This is a genomic window from Paracoccus indicus, from assembly GCF_003056335.1.
GTDB lineage: Bacteria > Pseudomonadota > Alphaproteobacteria > Rhodobacterales > Rhodobacteraceae > Paracoccus > Paracoccus indicus.
Genome location: NZ_PYWA01000008.1, coordinates 18588 through 36446, shown reverse-complemented (window position 1 = coordinate 36446; position 17859 = coordinate 18588). Strand labels below are relative to the sequence as shown.

At 66.0% G+C, this 17859-nt stretch carries 16 protein-coding genes; 11 read left to right on the top strand and 5 right to left on the bottom strand.

Features of this window, described 5'->3' with window-relative positions:
- Positions 1-9: 9 nt before the first annotated feature.
- Complete coding sequence (locus tag DDE75_RS13675; protein WP_108502954.1) at positions 10-1854, top strand: cation:proton antiporter domain-containing protein; 1845 nt, start codon at positions 10-12, stop codon at positions 1852-1854.
- A 113-nt stretch (positions 1855-1967) separates the two neighbouring features.
- The gene (xylB, locus tag DDE75_RS13670; protein ID WP_108502953.1) at positions 1968-3419 is read left to right on the top strand and encodes a xylulokinase; all 1452 of its coding nucleotides are present in this window, start codon (positions 1968-1970) and stop codon (positions 3417-3419) included.
- On the opposite strand, the gene DDE75_RS13665 is transcribed toward xylB, so the two are convergent.
- A complete protein-coding gene (locus tag DDE75_RS13665; RefSeq protein ID WP_108502952.1) occupies positions 3410-4027 on the bottom strand; it encodes a helix-turn-helix transcriptional regulator in 618 nt (205 codons plus the stop codon). The genes xylB and DDE75_RS13665 overlap by 10 nt on opposite strands.
- A 140-nt stretch (positions 4028-4167) precedes the next feature.
- Here DDE75_RS13665 and DDE75_RS13660 point away from each other — a divergent pair, with 140 nt between their 5' ends.
- Entirely contained in the window at positions 4168-4374 is a 207-nt protein-coding gene (locus tag DDE75_RS13660) for a hypothetical protein (RefSeq protein WP_162799045.1), read from the top strand.
- Between the two features lie 7 nt (positions 4375-4381).
- Positions 4382-5002 (top strand): acyl-homoserine-lactone synthase, encoded by a 621-nt coding sequence (locus DDE75_RS13655; RefSeq protein ID WP_108502950.1) that lies wholly within the window; start codon positions 4382-4384, stop codon positions 5000-5002.
- Here the strand turns inward: DDE75_RS13655 and DDE75_RS13650 are convergent.
- Genes DDE75_RS13650 through DDE75_RS13640 form a run of 3 tightly spaced genes read right to left on the bottom strand, consistent with a single transcriptional unit; the run spans position 4999 to position 8033 of the window.
- Positions 4999-6513 (bottom strand): PhnE/PtxC family ABC transporter permease, encoded by a 1515-nt coding sequence (locus tag DDE75_RS13650; protein ID WP_108502949.1) that lies wholly within the window; start codon positions 6511-6513, stop codon positions 4999-5001. The genes DDE75_RS13655 and DDE75_RS13650 overlap by 4 nt on opposite strands.
- Positions 6503-7162 (bottom strand): ATP-binding cassette domain-containing protein, encoded by a 660-nt coding sequence (locus DDE75_RS13645; protein ID WP_108502948.1) that lies wholly within the window; start codon positions 7160-7162, stop codon positions 6503-6505. Before DDE75_RS13645 ends, DDE75_RS13650 begins: the two co-directional genes overlap by 11 nt.
- A 4-nt stretch (positions 7163-7166) precedes the next feature.
- Positions 7167-8033 carry a putative selenate ABC transporter substrate-binding protein gene (locus tag DDE75_RS13640; protein ID WP_108503050.1) on the bottom strand — a complete coding sequence of 289 codons (867 nt, stop codon included), beginning with the start codon at positions 8031-8033 and terminating at the stop codon, positions 7167-7169.
- Positions 8034-8337: 304 nt separating this feature from the next.
- Here DDE75_RS13640 and DDE75_RS17905 point away from each other — a divergent pair, with 304 nt between their 5' ends.
- From DDE75_RS17905 to selB, 7 genes are read left to right on the top strand one after another with little or no spacing between them, the layout of a single operon-like run.
- Entirely contained in the window at positions 8338-8937 is a 600-nt protein-coding gene (locus tag DDE75_RS17905) for a molybdopterin-dependent oxidoreductase (protein ID WP_211659355.1), read from the top strand.
- 12 nt (positions 8938-8949) lie between these two features.
- On the top strand, positions 8950-11421 hold the full coding sequence (fdnG, locus tag DDE75_RS13635) for a formate dehydrogenase-N subunit alpha (protein WP_472462639.1): 2472 nt from the start codon (positions 8950-8952) through the stop codon (positions 11419-11421).
- Positions 11418-12404 (top strand): formate dehydrogenase subunit beta, encoded by a 987-nt coding sequence (gene fdxH / locus DDE75_RS13630; RefSeq protein ID WP_108502946.1) that lies wholly within the window; start codon positions 11418-11420, stop codon positions 12402-12404. Before fdnG ends, fdxH begins: the two co-directional genes overlap by 4 nt.
- On the top strand, positions 12404-13093 hold the full coding sequence (locus DDE75_RS13625) for a formate dehydrogenase subunit gamma (protein ID WP_108502945.1): 690 nt from the start codon (positions 12404-12406) through the stop codon (positions 13091-13093). Before fdxH ends, DDE75_RS13625 begins: the two co-directional genes overlap by 1 nt.
- A 53-nt stretch (positions 13094-13146) precedes the next feature.
- Positions 13147-14061 carry a formate dehydrogenase accessory protein FdhE gene (gene fdhE / locus DDE75_RS13620; RefSeq protein WP_108502944.1) on the top strand — a complete coding sequence of 305 codons (915 nt, stop codon included), beginning with the start codon at positions 13147-13149 and terminating at the stop codon, positions 14059-14061.
- Positions 14061-15437: an L-seryl-tRNA(Sec) selenium transferase gene (selA, locus tag DDE75_RS13615; protein WP_108502943.1), complete on the top strand. Its 1377-nt coding sequence runs from the start codon at positions 14061-14063 to the stop codon at positions 15435-15437. Before fdhE ends, selA begins: the two co-directional genes overlap by 1 nt.
- A complete protein-coding gene (gene selB, locus DDE75_RS13610) occupies positions 15434-17335 on the top strand; it encodes a selenocysteine-specific translation elongation factor (RefSeq protein WP_108502942.1) in 1902 nt (633 codons plus the stop codon). Before selA ends, selB begins: the two co-directional genes overlap by 4 nt.
- Here selB and DDE75_RS13605 read toward each other — a convergent pair.
- The gene (locus DDE75_RS13605) at positions 17332-17796 is read right to left on the bottom strand and encodes an Lrp/AsnC family transcriptional regulator (protein ID WP_108502941.1); all 465 of its coding nucleotides are present in this window, start codon (positions 17794-17796) and stop codon (positions 17332-17334) included. The two genes, selB and DDE75_RS13605, sit on opposite strands and share 4 nt — an antisense overlap.
- Between the last annotated feature and the right edge of the window lie 63 nt (positions 17797-17859).

Genomic DNA, 17859 nt, shown 5'->3' with positions numbered 1-17859 from the left:
CCCTACCCAATGACGGATGTCCTGCTGCTGGCCTTCCTGTTCCTGATCGCCGGGGTGGTCGCCGTGCCCATTGCCTCGCGCCTCGGGTTGGGATCGGTGCTGGGCTATCTGATCGCAGGGATCGTTCTCAGCCCGGTTCTGGCGCTGCTGAACGTCGACGTCCTGTCCATCCAGCATTTCGCGGAGTTCGGCGTCGTGATGATGCTGTTCCTTGTCGGGCTGGAGCTTGAGCCGAAGCTTTTGTGGGACATGCGGATGCGCCTGCTGGGGCTGGGCGGGCTGCAGGTCACGCTCAGCGCCGGGCTGATCGCGGGTGCGGCCATGGCACTTGGGCTGGCCTGGCCGATGGCGCTGGCGGTGGGGCTGATCTTCGCGTTGTCCTCGACCGCCATCGTGCTGCAGACCCTGACCGAAAAGGGGCTGATGAAAAGCGACGGCGGGCAGGCGGGGTTTTCCGTGCTGTTGTTTCAGGACATCGCCGTCATCCCGATGCTGGCCTTCCTGCCCCTGCTGGCCGTCACGGGCGGCACGCATCACGAAGCCGACGCCCATGGCGACGGCATGTCCCTGGTCGAGGGGTTGCAGGGTTGGCAGACCGGCATCGTCACGCTGCTGGCCATCGGGCTGGTGATCGCGGGCGGCACCTATCTGACGCGCCCCGTCTTCCGCTTCATCGCCCAGGCCAACCTGCGCGAGATCTTCATCGCCGCCGCCCTCTCCTTCGTCGTGGGAACCGCCCTGCTGATGTCGCTGGTGGGGCTGTCGCCCGCGCTTGGCACCTTCCTGGCCGGCGTGGTGCTGGCCAACAGCGAATACCGGCACGAGCTGGAAAGCGACATCGATCCCTTCCGCGGTCTGCTGCTGGGGTTGTTCTTCATGACCGTCGGCGCGGCCATCGACTTCGGCCTGCTGGCCAGCGAACCCTTCGTCATCATCGGCCTGGCGCTTGGGGTCATGGCCGTCAAGGCGGCGGTGCTGCTGACCTTGGCGCGACTTTTCGGGGTGCGCGACGAACAGGGCTGGCTGTTCGGCATCGGGCTGGCGCAGGCGGGGGAATTCGGCTTCGTGCTGATCTCATTCGCGACGGCCAATGCGGTGCTGTCCGACACCATCGCGCCGCGGCTGACGCTGGTCGTCACGCTGTCGATGATGCTGACGCCGCTGCTGTTCATCCTCTATGACCGGGTGATCCTGCCCCGCTACCGCTTTGCCGAACCGACCGAGGCCGATACGATCACCGCCCCCAGCCATATCATCATCGCCGGTCACGGGCGTTTCGGCGGCATCATAAACCGCATGCTGCTGAGCGCGGGCCATGAAACGACGGTCCTGGACCATTCCTCGGCCCAGCTGGAGATGCTGCGCGCCTTCGGGGTCCGCGCCTTCTATGGCGATGCGACACGGCCGGACCTGCTGCGCGCGGCGGGGCTGGAGACGGCGACCGTGCTGGTCATCGCCATCGACAACCGCGACCAGGTGACCGCCATGGTCCGCTATGTCCGCCAGACCTATCCGCATGTCCATATCACCGCCCGCGCGCGCGATCAGAGCCATGTCTATGAGCTGTGGGCAGCAGGCTGTCGCGATGTCATCCGCGAGACCTTCGACAGCGCCGTCCGCGCGGGACGTTCCGTCTATGAGGCGCTTGGCGTGCCGCGCGATCAGGCCGAGCTGACCGCCCGCAGGTTCGTGGCCCACAACCAGCGCACCATCCGCGAGCTGGCCGATCTGCATGACCCCGACGTGCCACCCCAGCACAACGCCGCCTATCTGAAGCGCGCACGCGAGTTGATGGACGAGCAGACGGCCCAGATGCGCGCGCGTGGTCAGACCCACGTCGATACCCGTCCCTGACGCCCAAAGCATGCGGATTTTTCCCTCATGCGTCAAATCTGCCGTGGCGGATTTGACGTGGCCCCCGGGCTGCGTCACAAACGGCGGCGGGTCGATCAGGGGGGAATGACGACATGAGCTATCTTGGCATCGATCTGGGGACCTCGGGTCTGCGGGCACTTCTGGTGGGCGATGACGGCCAGCCCATCGGCGCGACCGAACGGCATTATCACGCCCGCAACCCCCACCCCGGATGGTCCGAACAGGACCCGGCCGATTGGATCGCGGCCTTTCGTGGCGCGGTCGCGTCACTGCGAGACAGCCACCCCGAATTCGCATCGTTGCGCGGCATCGCCGTGGCCGGACATATGCACGGCGCCACGGTGCTGGGGGCAGATGATGCGGTTCTGCGGCCCTGCATCCTGTGGAACGACACCCGCAGTCACGCGCAGGCGGCGGCCCTGGATGCGCAGGCCGAGTTCCGCACCCTGACCGGCAACATCGTCTTCCCGGGCTTCACCGCCCCCAAGCTGGACTGGATGGCAGAACATGAGCCCGACCTGCGGGCCAAGGCCGCGCGCGTCCTGCTGCCTGCCGCCTATCTGAACCTGTGGCTGACAGGCGATCATGTCGGCGATCTGTCGGATGCGTCGGGCACCGGATGGCTGGACACCGGCGCCCGCGACTGGTCCGACGACTTGCTGGCACGCACCGGCCTGACCCGCGATCAGATGCCCCGCCTGGTCGAGGGCTGCGCCTCTGCCGGCACGCTGCGCGCGGAATTGGCGGCGGAATGGGGCCTGCGGGGGACAGTCACCGTGGCGGGTGGCGCGGGCGACAATGCCGCTGCCGCCTGCGGCATCGGCGCCATGACCGAGGGCGCGGGTTTCGTCTCGCTTGGCACGTCGGGGGTGTTGCTGATGGCGCGGGACGGATACCGGCCAGCGCCAGAAACGGCGCTGCACAGCTTTTGCCACGCGGTGCCCGATACCTGGTACCAGATGGGCGTCATGCTGTCGGCGACCGATTGCCTGAACTGGCTGGCCCGCATCACCGGCGCGACCCCGGCGCAGCTGACCGCCGATCTGGGCGACCTGCGGGCCCCCGGCACCGTGCGCTTCCTGCCCTATCTGTCGGGTGAGCGCACGCCCCACAACGACCCTGCCATCCGTGGCAGCTTCACCGGGCTGGCGCTGGCGACCGATCGCGACGACATGACCCGCGCTGTCTTGGAGGGCGTGGCCTTCGGCCTGCGCGACAGTCTGGAGGCATTGCGCGCCACAGGTGCCCGCCCGGACAGCCTGATGGCCATCGGTGGCGGTGCGCGGTCGCGTTACTGGTTGCAGGTGATCGCCACCGCGCTGAACGTCACGCTGGATCTGCCCGCGGGCGGCGAATTCGGGGCGGCGCTTGGGGCGGCACGACTGGCGATGGTGGCCTCGGGGGAAGGCGATGTGGCGCAGGTGATGACACCGCCGCAGATCACCGACCGCGTGGAACCGGACCCCGACCTGCGCGCCGCCTTCGACGAGGCATACGCCGGTTTCCGTGCCGCCTATCCGGCGATCGCCACCGCTCAGAGGTAATTTCGCGCCACCGCGATCGCCACGGCCTGGGTGCGGCTTTTCGCACCCAGCTTGGCGCAGGCCTTCAAGGCGCGCTGCTTGACGGTCGATTCAGCGATGCCCAGCTGCGAGGCCGTCTCCTGCTGCCCCTGCCCGTCGCGGAAACAGCGCAGCACGTCCAGTTCCGCCTGCGTCAGCGCCGCGCGGTTCAGGACCATGTCCGTCCACAGATGGAACTTGGCCGAACAGCGCGCGATCTCGTCGTCGGTGAATTCGCGGTCGGGATGGGACAGGGTCAGGAAGGACCGCTTGCCCGCCACCTTGCGTGAAATGGCGACGCCGTGGTTCAGCTTGAACTTCTTGGCCGCCGACATGACGCCGCGCAGGTCGGGGATGCGCACCTCGGACCAGCGGGCGGCCCCGTCATGGGTCATCGTCCACATCGCGATGGGATCGCCGAAGAAGTAGTTGCGATCCTCGTAGATCTTGCGCCAGGCATCGGGATAGGCGTTGTACAGGTGCTCCGGCCCCCGATAGGTCAGGTTGAACCCCATGATCCAGCCGCTTGGTGCCATCGCATGCATCTGGGCGATTTCGTCGTCGAAGTTCGGTATCAGATCGTTCAGCATGTCGTGCCCATGTTGCCTGACCTGCAGGATATGCCTTTTCGGACATACTGAAAAGGCAGGTTGTCCGGTTTTTGCAAGACAGATGCATCTTCGGGGCGCAGGCTCCCGGCGTTGATCACGCCAACAGGAGACATGCGATGATGGCACATATCAAGGAACCAAAGCTGGCCACGGCCGAATTCAGCCGTGACATGGTGGAAACCATGCTGACCTATTTCGACGCCTACGCCGAGGAAGGCGTCCTGCAGGTCGAGGTGACCTCATGGGGATTGTGGCTGCCCAACAAGGTGACCGGCGGACGCCAGTTCCTGGGGCTGGCCAAGCTGCCCGACGGCATCCGGCAATAAGGGGGACATGACGATGACACGCACCCCCGCCAACGACATCACCGTCGAGCTGATCTGCCTGCCGCGCGACATGGCACGCTTCGATCTGGTCACCAGCTTCTTCAAGCTGCGCAAGCAGATCTTCGTGGATCGCATGGCCTGGCCGCTGCACCACGCCGAAGGGATCGAGTTCGAGCAGTACGACACCTTCGACACCGTCTATGTCATCGCGCATCGCGATGGGCAGGCCGTGGGCGGCGCCCGGCTGAAGCGCACCGACAAGGTGTTCGGGGCGGGAAAGGTGGTCTATTCCTACATGATCCGCGATGCGCATCTGGGCCTGCTTCCGGGCATGCCCACCAACCTGTGCCACGAGGAACCGCCCGTCGATGCGGGTGCATGGGAGCTGACACGCTTTGCCGCCCTGCCCCTGCCGGGTCTGGCCGAAAGCATCCTCGAGGCTGCCAACACCCACCTGCATACGGTCGGCGCCAGCGACTGCCTGTTCCTGGGGCCGCCCGCCTTCCTGCGGATGGCGGCACGTCTTGGCTGGACGCCGCGCCCGATGGGGGACCTGGTGTCGAACGACGACGGCAAGTTCCTGGCCTTCGCCTGCGCGGTCCGGGCGCCCTTGGACATGACCGCCTAGCTCGGGCCTGCCTGCCGGGCCACACGGCCCGGCAAGGCATCCCTGCGCTGCAGTTCGCCCGCACCGATGCGGGCGCGGATGCCCCGCGACAGGGCATCAATGGCGATCGTCACCAGCGCGGTGGCGACGAGGATGACGACTGCGCGGTCCATGCGCAGCGCAACGATGGCGTCGTCCAGATAGAACCCAAGCGTCGCGACCCCCAGCAGCCCCAGAATGGCACTTTCGCGGATGATGATCTCCCACCGATAAAGACACAGGGCGATGAAGCTGCCGAACAGTCGTGGCACGAACTCCCACCCCCAGAGCGTCAGACCACGCGGCGCGTCGGGGCGCAGGGTCAGGGTGCGGGCCTGCCGTCCCAGAAGATGGCCGATGATCGCCCCGTTGTGCAGCCCAAGCGCCAGGATGGCGGGCAGCATCGAGGGCCCGAAGACCTGCAAGAACAGATAAGCCAACATGTATTCGGGAAAGGACCGCAGCAGCACCAGCACCAGATGCCCCAGCCACGCGCCGATGCGCCCGCTGATCCGCGGCACGATCAGCGCCTGCCCCACGAAGGCCAGCGCCCCCGCCAGGATCAGCGCCAGTTGCGCCACGACCAGTGTCGCCCCCAGCCCCGGCAGGATGGACCCGGTGACCAGATCCTGGAGCCAAGGCCACAGCGCCGCCGGATCGCCCGCGCGCAGGGGCGCCGGGACGATGTCCTGCGTCAGAAAACGCCAGAACGCCCCCTGCCCCATGGGCGGCGAGCTGACCTGCGTCAGCACGCCGACAGCCGCCGCCAGCCAGGCCAGTGCCAGACGCGGGCGCATCCATTGGCGCACCGTGGCGATCAGCAGGATATAGATGGCCATCACCGCGCCCGCCGCGCCATAGTTTCCCAGCTTGAAGAAGCTGTCCAACTGATAACCAAGCGTCGGCAGCCCCACGAACCCCAACACCGCCGAGGATCGCAGCCCGCATTCCAGCCGATAGAGCGCATAGCTGACCATTTGCGGCCGGGCCAAGGGCGCGCGCGCCCACAGGAAGCGCGTCAGGGGATCGACGCGCACGCCCAGCCAGCGGGAGGGGCGGGGGTCGGCCTCGTCCAGGATCTCGGAAAGGACCTTGGCGAAAATGCCCGCATAGGGCAGCGCGATGGCCAGCAGCCCCGACCAGACGCTGATGCCGAAGACCTGCAACAGCAGCAGCGCCCAGAACAGTTCATGGACCGACCGGAGGGCGATGGCCAGCCAGCTCACGGGGCGCAGGCGATAGAAGGGCGCCAGCGCCAGCCCCGCCAACCCGCCAAGCGCCACCCCCGCCACGGCGAAGGCGACGGTCAGGGCGACGGCCCATCCGATCTGCTCGACCGCGGTGAAATCGGGGGACAGGAAGCCGCGTGCCATGCGACCCAATTCGGCCCAAGGGTCGTGACCTGCGGTCGCCAGATCGGCAAAGGGCAGACAGATCACGGCCAGCGCTACAAAGACCGCGACCAGGCCGCCGCGCGACAGGCTAGCGGGCATAGAGCGCCTCGGTCCGGGCGGGGTCCAGCTGATCGGCAGGCAGATCGAACAGGACCGCGCCATCCTTCAGCCCGATGATGCGGGTGGCAAAGGCACGGGCGATGGCCACGTCGTGCAGGGCCAGGATGGCAGTCGGGAAGGCGTGGTGGATCTGATCCGCCAACGCCAGTGCCTGACGCGGATCGACGGCCGAGAGCGGCTCGTCCCCGACGATGACGTCGCCACCGCGATGAAAGGCGCGGGCCAGGGCCACGCGCTGTTGCTGGCCGCCGGACAGGGTCTCGACCGCACGATCGGCCTGATCGGTCAGGCCGACGCGATCCAGATCGTGAAGGCCCGCGTTCCGGTCAGCCCGCGACGGGCGGATCAGGGTGCGCAGGTTACGCAATGCCCCGTGATCGTCCAGCCGCCCCATCAGCACGTTGCGCAGCGCCGAGAGCTGCGGGACTAGCGCATGATCCTGTGGCACCAGCGCGACACGCATGTCGCGTTGCAGCAGGGCGTCGCGCAGGGCGGTTAGCAGGGTCGATTTCCCCGACCCGCTGCGCCCCAACAGCGCGACACGCTGGCCGGGGATGATGGTCAGACGCAGATCGCGCAGCACCGGCGCGCCGTCATAGCCCAGATCGACCCCGTCCAGCAGTTGCAAGCGATTACTCCAGCAGGTCCAGCTGGCGACCGACCTGCTCGATCGGGGCGTAATCCTCGTTGCTGGCGGGCACGAAGGAGGCGCGAGGGAAGGCCGCCAGCAGGTCCGGGTCGTCCATTCCGATCAGCGCGGCCTGAACCTTGTCGGCAAAGCCCTCGCCCCAACGGGCATCGACGTCGCCGCGGATCGTCCAGTTGTAATCGGGGTAAGGCGGAGTCTTCCAGATGATCTTGGCGGTCTCGACTTCCGGCGCGCCTTCGGTCACGGCCTGATCATAGACGGTGAAGTTCAGCGCACCGACCTGCCATGCGCCCGAAGCCACCAGCCGCAGCGTCTGCGCATGATCGCCCGAGAAGCCGACGCGACCGAAGAATTCCTCGGGGGCCTCGCCGGTCTGTTCGCGGATCTGGTATTCCGGCATCAGCCGACCCGAGGTCGAGGTCTTGGCGCCGAAGGTGAAGGACATGCCGCGGGCTGCTTCGGGGAAATCCTCGGATTCGGTGAGGCCGGTTTCGGTATTGGCGATGAAATAGGTAACGAAGCTGGTGTCTTCCTGCCCTTGCGCGATGGCGCGGGCATCGGGGACCAGCAGGCGGGCCTGCACGCCCGACAGACCGCCGAACCAAGCGAGCTGCACCTGATCGTTGCGGAAGGCGGTGACGGCGGCCGGATAGGATTTCACCGGCACGAATTCGACCGGCACGTCCAGCTGCTGCGACAAATAGTCCGCGACCGCGCCGAAACGTTCGGCCAGACGGGTTTCGTCGTCATCGGGGATGGCCGAGAAATAGAGGGTGTCCTGAGCCTGGGCGATGCCGGCAAGCGACAGGCAGGCCGCGACGGCCAGGGTGGACAGACGGGAAAGGGACATGGGCGGGATCCTTGGCTGCAGATGGCGGAACACGGGGAAAAACGGCGGACCCCGCAAGTCGCAGGCCGGGTCGCGCACCGTGTCGTCAAGCCACCGCCATGCGGTCAAGCCCATCGGCCCAAGCGCACCCGGCGCATTGGCTTTTCACCGTCCTTCTAGCAAGCCCCGCGCCCCCCGCGCAAGACATCGTGAACAGCAGGGATTGCAGGCTCACGCGCGCGTCAGCTCCCCTTGACTTGGCCGCGGGCGGGGCGGACAATATGACAGTACCTATCAATGACGACAGGCAGGATGGAGGGTCCCCATGAATATTGACCTTTCGCGCCGCGGCTTCTTACGGCTGGCGGGTGCGGGGGTTGCGGCAACGTCGCTTGGAGCCTTGGGCTTCGGCGAGGCCGAGGCAGCCGAGGCCGCGCATGTGCGCGCCTTCAAGCTGGCCACGACGACGGAAACACGCAACACCTGCCCCTACTGCTCGGTGGCCTGCGGGATCATCATGTATTCCAAGGGCGATGTGAAGGCCGGCGAAAAAGCCGAACTTCTGCATATCGAAGGCGACGTCGATCACCCGACGAACCGCGGAACGCTGTGCCCCAAGGGCGCCGCGCTGAAGGACTTCGTCCATGCGCCCACCCGTCTGACGCAGCCCCGCGTCCGTCGCCCCGGTTCCGACCGCTTCGAGGAGATTTCCTGGGACGAGGCGCTGGACGGCATCGCGCGCGCGATCAAGGACGACCGGGACGAGAACTTCATCGCCAAGAACGATGCAGGCGTCACCGTCAACCGCTGGACGACCGCAGGCTTCCTGGCCGCGTCCGCAACCACCAATGAAACCGCGTGGCTGACCTACAAGACGGTCCGCTCCATGGGGATAGTCGGCTTCGATAATCAGGCACGCGTCTGACACGGCCCTACGGTGTCCAGTTTGGGCCCAACATTTGGCCGTGGCGCGATGACCAACGCGTGGACCGACATCAAGAATACCGACCTCGTGGTCGTGATGGGCGGCAATGCCGCCGAAGCGCATCCGTGCGGCTTCAAATGGGTGACCGAAGCGAAGGCCCATCGTGGTGCCAAGCTGATCGTGGTCGACCCGCGCTATACCCGCACCGCATCGGTCGCGGATTACTATGCCCCGATCCGTCCGGGCAGCGACATCGCGTTCCTGATGGGCGCGATCCGCTGGTGCATGGAAAACGACAAGGTCCAGTGGGAATACGTCAAGAACTTCACCAATGCCGCCTTGCTGGTGAAGGATGAATTCGGCTGGAACGACGGGCTCTTCACCGGCTACGACGAAGAGAAGCGCGACTTCGACAAGTCCAGCTGGGATTACCAGATTGGCGACGACGGCTATGCGCTGACCGACCCGACGCTGCAGAACCCGCGTTGCGTCTGGCAGCTGCTGAAGAAGCATGTCGATGTCTATACGCCCGAATTCGTCGAGAACATCACCGGCACGCCGCGCGACAAGTTCCTGACCATCTGCGAGATGATCGGCGAATGCAGCGCGCCCGACCGGACGATGACCTCGATGTATGCGCTTGGCTGGACGCAGCATTCCAAGGGTGGCCAGAACATCCGCGGCATGGCGATGCTTCAGCTGATCCTGGGCAACATCGGCGTGCGCGGTGGCGGCATGAACGCGCTTCGCGGTCATTCCAACATCCAGGGCCTGACCGATCTGGGCCTGATGTCGAACCTGATCCCCGGGTATCTGAACATCCCGACGGAAAAGGAACCCGACTGGCAGACCTATATGTCGACGCGGGACTTCAAGCCGCTGCAGCCGAACCAGACAAGCTATTGGCAGAACTATTCCAAGTTCATGGTCAGCTTCCTGAAGGCGATGTGGGGCGATGCCGCGACGGCCGAGAATGACTGGGCCTTCGAATACCTGCCCAAGCTCGACGTGCCGTCATACGACATCCTGCGCATGTTCGAGCTGATGGACCAGGGCCGGGTGAACCTGTATTTCTGCCAGGGCTTCAACCCGATGCTGTCCTTCCCCCACCGGGGCAAGATCACGACGGCCTTGTCCAAGCTGAAGACGCTGGTCACCATGGACCCGCTGGAAACCGAGACCTCGAATTTCTGGCAGAACCACGGCATCCACAACGACGTCGACACCGCGTCCATCCAGACGCAGGTGTTCCAGCTGCCCACGACCTGCTTCGCCGAGGACGAAGGCGCGCTTGTCAACTCGGGTCGCTGGCTGCAGTGGCACTGGGCGGGGGCGACGCCTCCGGGTCAGGCCAAGCATGACACTTGGATCATGGCGCAGATCTTCCAGCGGGTGCGCAAGCTGTATCAGGAAGAAGGCGGTGCCTTCCCCGATCCGATCGTGAACCTGACCTGGAACTATGAGGACCCGAACGAGCCCACCCCCGAGGAACTGGCACGGGAAATGAACGGCAAGGCCTTGTCCGCCGTCTATGACACTGCCGACGATACCAAGGTGGTGGCCGAGGCCGGCAAGCAGCTTTCGGGCTTTGGCCAGCTTCGCGACGACGGCTCGACCATGGCGGGCTGCTGGATCTTCTCCGGCAGCTGGACCGAGGAAGGCAACATGATGGCGCGGCGGGACAATTCCGATCCCGACGATACCGGCATGTTCCTGAACTGGTCCTTCGCATGGCCGGCGAACCGGCGGATCCTCTATAACCGCGCTTCGGCCGACATGCAGGGCAAGCCGTGGGATCCGTCCCGCAAGCTGATCGAGTGGACCGGCGAGAAATGGGAGGGTTACGACGTGCCCGACATCTCGCCTACCGCGAAGCCCTCCGAGGTCGGCCCCTTCATCATGAACCAGGAAGGCGTCTCGCGCCTGTTCACCCGGGGCATGATGCGCGACGGGCCTTTCCCGACGCATATGGAGCCGTTCGAAAGCCCCATGGCCAACGTCTTCAACCCGAAGATGCGTGGCAACCCCGTGGCGCGGATCTTCGAAAGCGACGCGGCACGTCTTGGCACCAGCGACGAGTTCCCCTTCGTGGCGACCTCGTACCGCCTGACCGAGCATTTCCACTATTGGACCAAGCACAACGTGGTGAACGCCGCGCTGCAGCCCGAGTTCTTCGTGGAGATCAGCGAGGAGCTGGCGGCCGAACGGGGCATCAAGAAGGGCGGTCGCGTCCGGGTCTGGGGCAAACGGGGCGAGGTCTGGGCGAAAGCCGTGGTCACCAAGCGCCTGCGTCCGCTGATCTGCGACGGCAAGCCCGTCCATGTGGTGGGCATCCCGCTGCATTGGGGCTTCATGGGGGCCGCCAAGAAAGGTTTCGGGCCGAACAGCCTGACGCCCTTCGTCGGTGACGCCAACACGGATACGCCCGAATTCAAGGCCTTCCTTGTCAATATCGAACCCGCAGCAGAGGAGCCGGTCGCATGAAGGATACAGCCACCGGACCGACCACAGCGGTCTCGAACCCGCCCGTCCAGCCGATGAAGGCGTATTTCGATACGTCCGACATCGTCCGGATCTCGGCGACCAAGGACGTGCCGCAACCCACCCGTCAGCTGGAGAAGCTGGCCAAGCTGATCGATGTGTCCAAATGCATCGGCTGCAAGGCCTGCCAATCCGCCTGCATCGAGTGGAACGATACCAAGCCCGAGATCGAGGAGAACGTGGGGGTCTATGAAAACCCCCACGATCTGACCCCGAACATGTTCACCCTGATGCGCTTCAGCGAATGGGAGAACCCCGAGACCGACGATCTGGAATGGCTGATCCGCAAGGACGGTTGCATGCATTGCGAAGACCCGGGCTGCCTAAAGGCATGCCCGGCCCCCGGCGCGATCGTGCAATATTCCAACGGCATCGTCGATTTCATCCACGACAACTGCATCGGCTGCGGCTATTGCGTCACCGGCTGCCCGTTCAACATCCCGCGGATCAGCCAGGTCGATCACAAGAGCTACAAGTGCACCCTGTGTTCGGACCGCGTCGCCGTGGGCCAGGGCCCGGCCTGTGCCAAGGCATGTCCGACCCAGGCCATCGTCTTCGGCACCAAGGAAGACATGAAGGCCCATGCCGAAACCCGGATCGAGGATCTGAAGTCGCGCGGCTACGATAACGCCGGGCTCTATGATCCTGCGGGTGTCGGTGGCACGCATGTGATGTATGTGCTGCACCATGCCGACAAGCCGGGCATCTACAACAACCTTCCGGAAAACCCGCGGATCTCTCCGCTGGTGGAAGGCTGGAAGGGTGTCACCAAGACCGCCGGTCTGGCGGTCGTGGGGCTTGCCGCCCTTGGTGCGACCCTGCACGGGCTGTTCAGCCGCGGCAACCGCCCCGACGAACATGACGATGACGCCGCCGAAACCTTGGTGGTCGAACGTCGCGATCCCGAAAACGGAGGTCATGTCTGATGGCGCCACGTCCCTATTATTCCGAACGCGGCGATCATATCGACAGCAAGGCCCCGGTGACGGTCAGCCGTTACCGGGGGTTCACCCGCATCAACCACTGGATCACGGCGGCGACGCTGATCCTGCTGGCGATCTCGGGGCTGGCGCTGTTCCACCCGTCGCTCTATTTCCTGACGGGGCTGTTCGGCGGCGGTCAGATCACACGCTGGCTGCATCCGATCATGGGGGTGGTGCTGTTCTTCAGCTTCCTCTTGATGTTCGTGCAGTTGTGGCGCCTGAACATGCCCAAGCCCGAGGATGTCACCTGGACCACCCGCATCGGCGACGTGGTCAAGGGGAACGAGGACAAGCTGCCAGAGCTTGGCAAGTACAATGCCGGGCAGAAGTTCGTCTTCTGGGCGATGACCGGGCTGATCCTGCTGTTGATCGTCACCGGCGTGATGATCTGGCAGCAGTTCTTCGCCCATTACGTGCCGGTTCCCCTGCGCCGCATCGCGGTTCTTCTGCATGCCCTGGCAGCCGTGGCGATCCTGCTGGTCTTCATCCTGCATGTCTATGCGGCGGTCTGGACCCGTGGCACCCTGCGCGCCATGACCCGCGGCACCGTCACCGGTGGCTGGGCGTGGCGTCACCACCGGAAATGGTTGCGCGAGATCGCCAGCCGCGACACAAAAGGCCCGGCAGAGTAATCTGCCGAGGCTTCATCGCCGACCCCCTGTGGCCGGTCGGCCCGGAGAAGACAATGAACACTGTGATCCAACCCGATCCATCGGCCATCGGCGGCGTCCCCAAGGCGCCGCTTGCCTTTTTGCCGGACCCCGCGAAGCTGTTCGCGACCCGGGCCGAGCGGTTCGGCTTTCTGGCCGACCACGGGGGTAACGTCGCCCCCTATCTGCGGTTTCTGGGGGCGCTGACGGCGGTTCAGGCGCGGCTGGCGGCGGAACTGCCCGCCGTCGAGGCGCTGCCCGCCGATGTCATCCAGACTGCCCGCGCCAACCGCATGCCCCCGATCGACCGCGCCGACCTGGCGACCGATGCGACGCTGTACGCGACGCTGGACCGCCTGCTTGACCTGGCCGCCGAGATCGAGATGCCCGAACCCGCCCGCATCGCCCTTCAGGCCGTCAAGGCGGCCCCCTTGGCCGACCGCCACTGGCTGCTGGAAAACGTGCTCGCCGACCGTATTCCCGACGACAGCGCGGCGGCCCATCTGTTCGTCGCCGCTGCCGTCCAGCTGCATCTGTCGCGCATTGCGGCGACGCTGCCCGCCGATCAGTTGGTGCCGATCCGCACCGGCGTCTGCCCGTCCTGCGGAGGTCGTCCGGCGACCTCCAGCGTGGTCGGCATCGGGGCGCTGGACGGTGCGCGTTATGCCGCCTGTTCCTGCTGCACGACGCAGTGGAACGAGGTCCGCCTGACCTGCCTGTGCTGCGGGTCCACCAAGGGCATCAGCTATCGCAGCGTCGAGACCATCGAGGCCACCGTCCGCGCCGAAGTCTGCTCGGAATGCGATCACTGGGTCAAGGTCCTGTATCAGAACAAGAACCACAGCCTGGAACCCATTGCCGATGATGTCGCCAGCCTTGGGTTGGACCTGATGATGAAGGACACCGACAAGACGCGTGGCGGCTTCAATCCCTTCCTGATCGGCTATTGATGAACGGCTTTCGTGCCCTCCCCTCGGTCGATCAGCTGCTGCAGACGGACAGCGTTGCGCAGCTGATCCACACGCATGGTCGCCAGCTGGTGACCGCAACCGCGCGGGCCGCGCTGGACACCGCGCGGGCCGCGATCAGGGATGGCGCGGATGGCGCGGTGCAGGCCGCGCGGCTGCCGCATCTGCTGGCGGCGGATCTGGCGGGGATGGCGCAGACGGACCTGCGCCCGATCCTGAACCTGACGGGGACGGTGCTGCACACCAACCTTGGCCGCGCGATCCTGTCCGATGAGGCGATCACGGCCGCGACCGATGCCATGGCCTCGCCGCTGGCGCTGGAGTTCGACCTTACCACGGGCGGGCGCGGGCAGCGCGACGATCACCTGCGCGACATTCTTTGCGAGCTGACGGGCGCCGAGGATGCGACCGTCGTCAACAACAATGCTGCCGCCGTGCTGATCGCGCTGAACACCTTCGGACAGGGGCGCGACTCGATCGTCTCGCGCGGCGAGCTGATCGAGATCGGCGGCGCCTTCCGCATGCCCGACATCATGTCCCGCGCCGGGACCCGCCTGGTCGAGGTCGGGACGACAAACCGCACCCATCCCCGCGACTATCGCGAGGCGATCACCGATGCGACGGCGCTGATCCTCAAGGTGCATACCTCGAACTATCGGATCGAGGGGTTCACTGCCGAGGTGGGCGCGACCGAACTGGCGCGGATCGGACGCGAAGCGGGGGTCGTGGTGATGAACGACCTTGGCGCCGGATCGCTGGTCGATCTGTCGCATTACGGGCTGCGCCGCGAACCCACCGTCGCCGAGGCCGTGGCCGAGGGCGCGGACCTGATTACCTTTTCGGGCGACAAGCTGCTCGGCGGGCCGCAGGCAGGCTTCATCGTCGGGCGGCGGGACCTGATCGCGCGGATCAACAGGAATCCGCTGAAGCGCGCCCTGCGTCTGGACAAGATCCGCATTGCCGCGCTTCAGGCGACGCTGCGGCTCTATCGCGACCCCGACCGGCTGACCGCGCGGATGCCGGTGCTGCGGATGCTGTCGCGTCCCTACGATCAGATCGCGGCGCAGGCGGCGCGGCTTGCCCCGCAGGTGCAGGCGCTGCTGGCACCGCATGGTTTCGCCGCCGCCGTCACCGATTGCGCCAGCCAGATCGGGTCGGGGGCCTTGCCAACCGATACCATCCCCTCGGCCGGTTTGCGGCTGACGGGTGCAGGTGGCGATGCGCCCGACCGGCTGGCCGCCATGCTGCGCGCCCTGCCCCGCCCGGTGATCGGACATATCCGCGACGGTGCGCTAATTTTTGATCTGCGCTGTCTTGGCGACGACGATGCACTGATGCGGGCGCTGTCCGACCTATGATCGTCGGCACGGCGGGACATATCGACCACGGCAAGACCGCCTTGGTCAAGGCGCTGACCGGCACTGATGCCGACCGCCTGGCCGAGGAGAAGGCCCGCGGCATTACCATCGACCTGGGATTCGCCTATGCCGATCTGGGGTCGGGGCGGATCACCGGTTTCGTCGATGTGCCGGGGCATGAACGGTTGATCCACACCATGCTGGCAGGCGCGGGCGGTATCGACATGGCCTTGCTGGTCGTCGCCGCCGACGATGGCGTGATGCCGCAGACGCGCGAGCATATGGCGATCCTGAACCTGCTTGGCATGCAACGCGGGCTAGTGGTCGTCACGAAATGCGATCTGGCCGATCAAGGGCGGCGCGACGCCGTGGTCGAACAGCTTCGCGATCTGACGGCGGCATCGGAGCTGCGGGATGCGCCGGTGATGATGGTCTCCTCGCTGACGGGCGAGGGTATCCCCGAACTGCGCGACGCCCTGTCGCGGGCCGAGGTCGAGACCGCCGCGCGACACGCCGACGGTCCCCTACGAATGACGGTCGACCGCAGCTTTACCCTTTCGGGGGCGGGGACGGTCGTGACCGGCACAGTGATCGCGGGGCGCGTCGCGATCGGCGATCAGGTGATTGTCGGCCCCTCGGGATTGGCGGCAAGGGTGCGCGGCATCCATGCGCAGAACCGCGTGGCGAGCGAAGGGCTGGCCGGTCAGCGCTGCGCCCTGAACCTGGCGGGCGATCAGGTGTCGAAAGAGGCGATCCACCGTGGCGATGTGGTCATGGCCCCTGCCCTGCACGCCCCCACGATGCGGATCGATGCGACCCTCGCCGTCCTGCCGTCCGAGCCGGCACCCATCGGCACCTGGTTCCCCGCGCGGCTGCACAGCCATGCGGCGGAACTTGGCGCGCGGATCGTGCCGCTTGGCGATCCGATCCAGCCCGGAACGCAGGGGCCGGTGCAGATCGTGCTGGACCGGCCCATGGCGGCGGGGATCGGCGACCGCTTCATCCTGCGCGATGTCTCTGCGGTGCGCACCATCGGCGGCGGGCATTTCCTCGACCTGCGGGCCCCGGCCAGGAAACGGCGGACGCCCGAACGCCTTGCGTTGATCGAGGCCGCCCGACATCCCACCCCCGGCCTAGCGCTGCGGGCGATGCTGGCCGTCGCGCCGGTCGAACTGGCGGTCTTCACGCGCGATCGTGGGCTGACCGATGCCGCGACGCGTCAGGCTTTGCATGACGCGGGCGGGCGGGCCATCGGTCCGATGGCGCTTTCGGCCGACCATCTGCAATCTCTGCAGGATGGCATGCAGGGACAGCTATCGCAATTTCACGCCGAAAACCCCGATCTATCGGGGCTGGGACGGGAAAAGCTGCGTTTGGCCCTGACGCCGCGATTGACCAAGGACGCCTATCTGGCGCTGCTGCATGCCGAGGCGCAGGCGGGCCGCATCGTGCTGGACGGCGCCTTCATCCGCCTACCCGGGCATGAGGTGCGGCTGACAGATCAGGATCAGGCGCTCTGGGATCGCATCGCGCCCTCGCTTGATGGCCCGATCCGCTTTCGCCCGCCCCGCGTGCGCGATTTCGCCACCGACTTCGGCGTCGATGAAAAAGAAGTGCGTCGCGTGCTGAAGCTTACGCAGAAGCTGGGCCGGACCGATCAGATCGCGCATGACCATTTCTTCGCCCGCAGCACCACATCCGAAATGGTCGCCATCCTGCGCGATGTTTCGGCGGCATCGTCCGACGGTTGGTTCACCGCCGCCGATTTCCGCGACCGGGTGCAGAACGGCCGCAAGGTCGCCATCGAGATCCTCGATTTCTTCGACCGCCACGGCGTCACGCTGCGGCGCGGCGACCTGCGCCGGTTGAACCCGCACCGGCTGGACCAGTTCGGCTAGAAGGTGATCGCCCCCTGCTCGATCACGGCCTCCATCGCCACATGGCTGGATGTGGCATGGACATGGGGCAGCGACGAGATGCTCTCGGCCATGATCTGGCGGTAATGCGCCATGTCGCGCGACCGCACCTTCAGCAGGTAATCGAAGCCGCCTGCGATCATGTAGCACTCCTCGACCTCAGGGACGGCGCGGACGGCGGCATTGAACGCCTCCAGCGCCTTCTGGCGGGTGTCGGTGACGCGGACCTCAATATAGGTCACATGGGTCAGGCCCAGCTTCAGCGGTGACAGGATCGCGCGATACCCGGTGATCAGCCCGGCATCCTCAAGCTGGCGGACGCGCAGGGCGACGGGGGTCTTGGACAGCCCGACCTTGCGCGCCAGTTCCGTCATGGGAATGCGTGCATCTTCGGTCAGCGCCTCAAGTATGCGGCGATTCGTGGCGTCCAGAAGTTCGGTCAACGGCTTTGATCCTGGTTCATTTTGGTCTGAGTACCCACAATTTACGCCATCTTTGGACACATA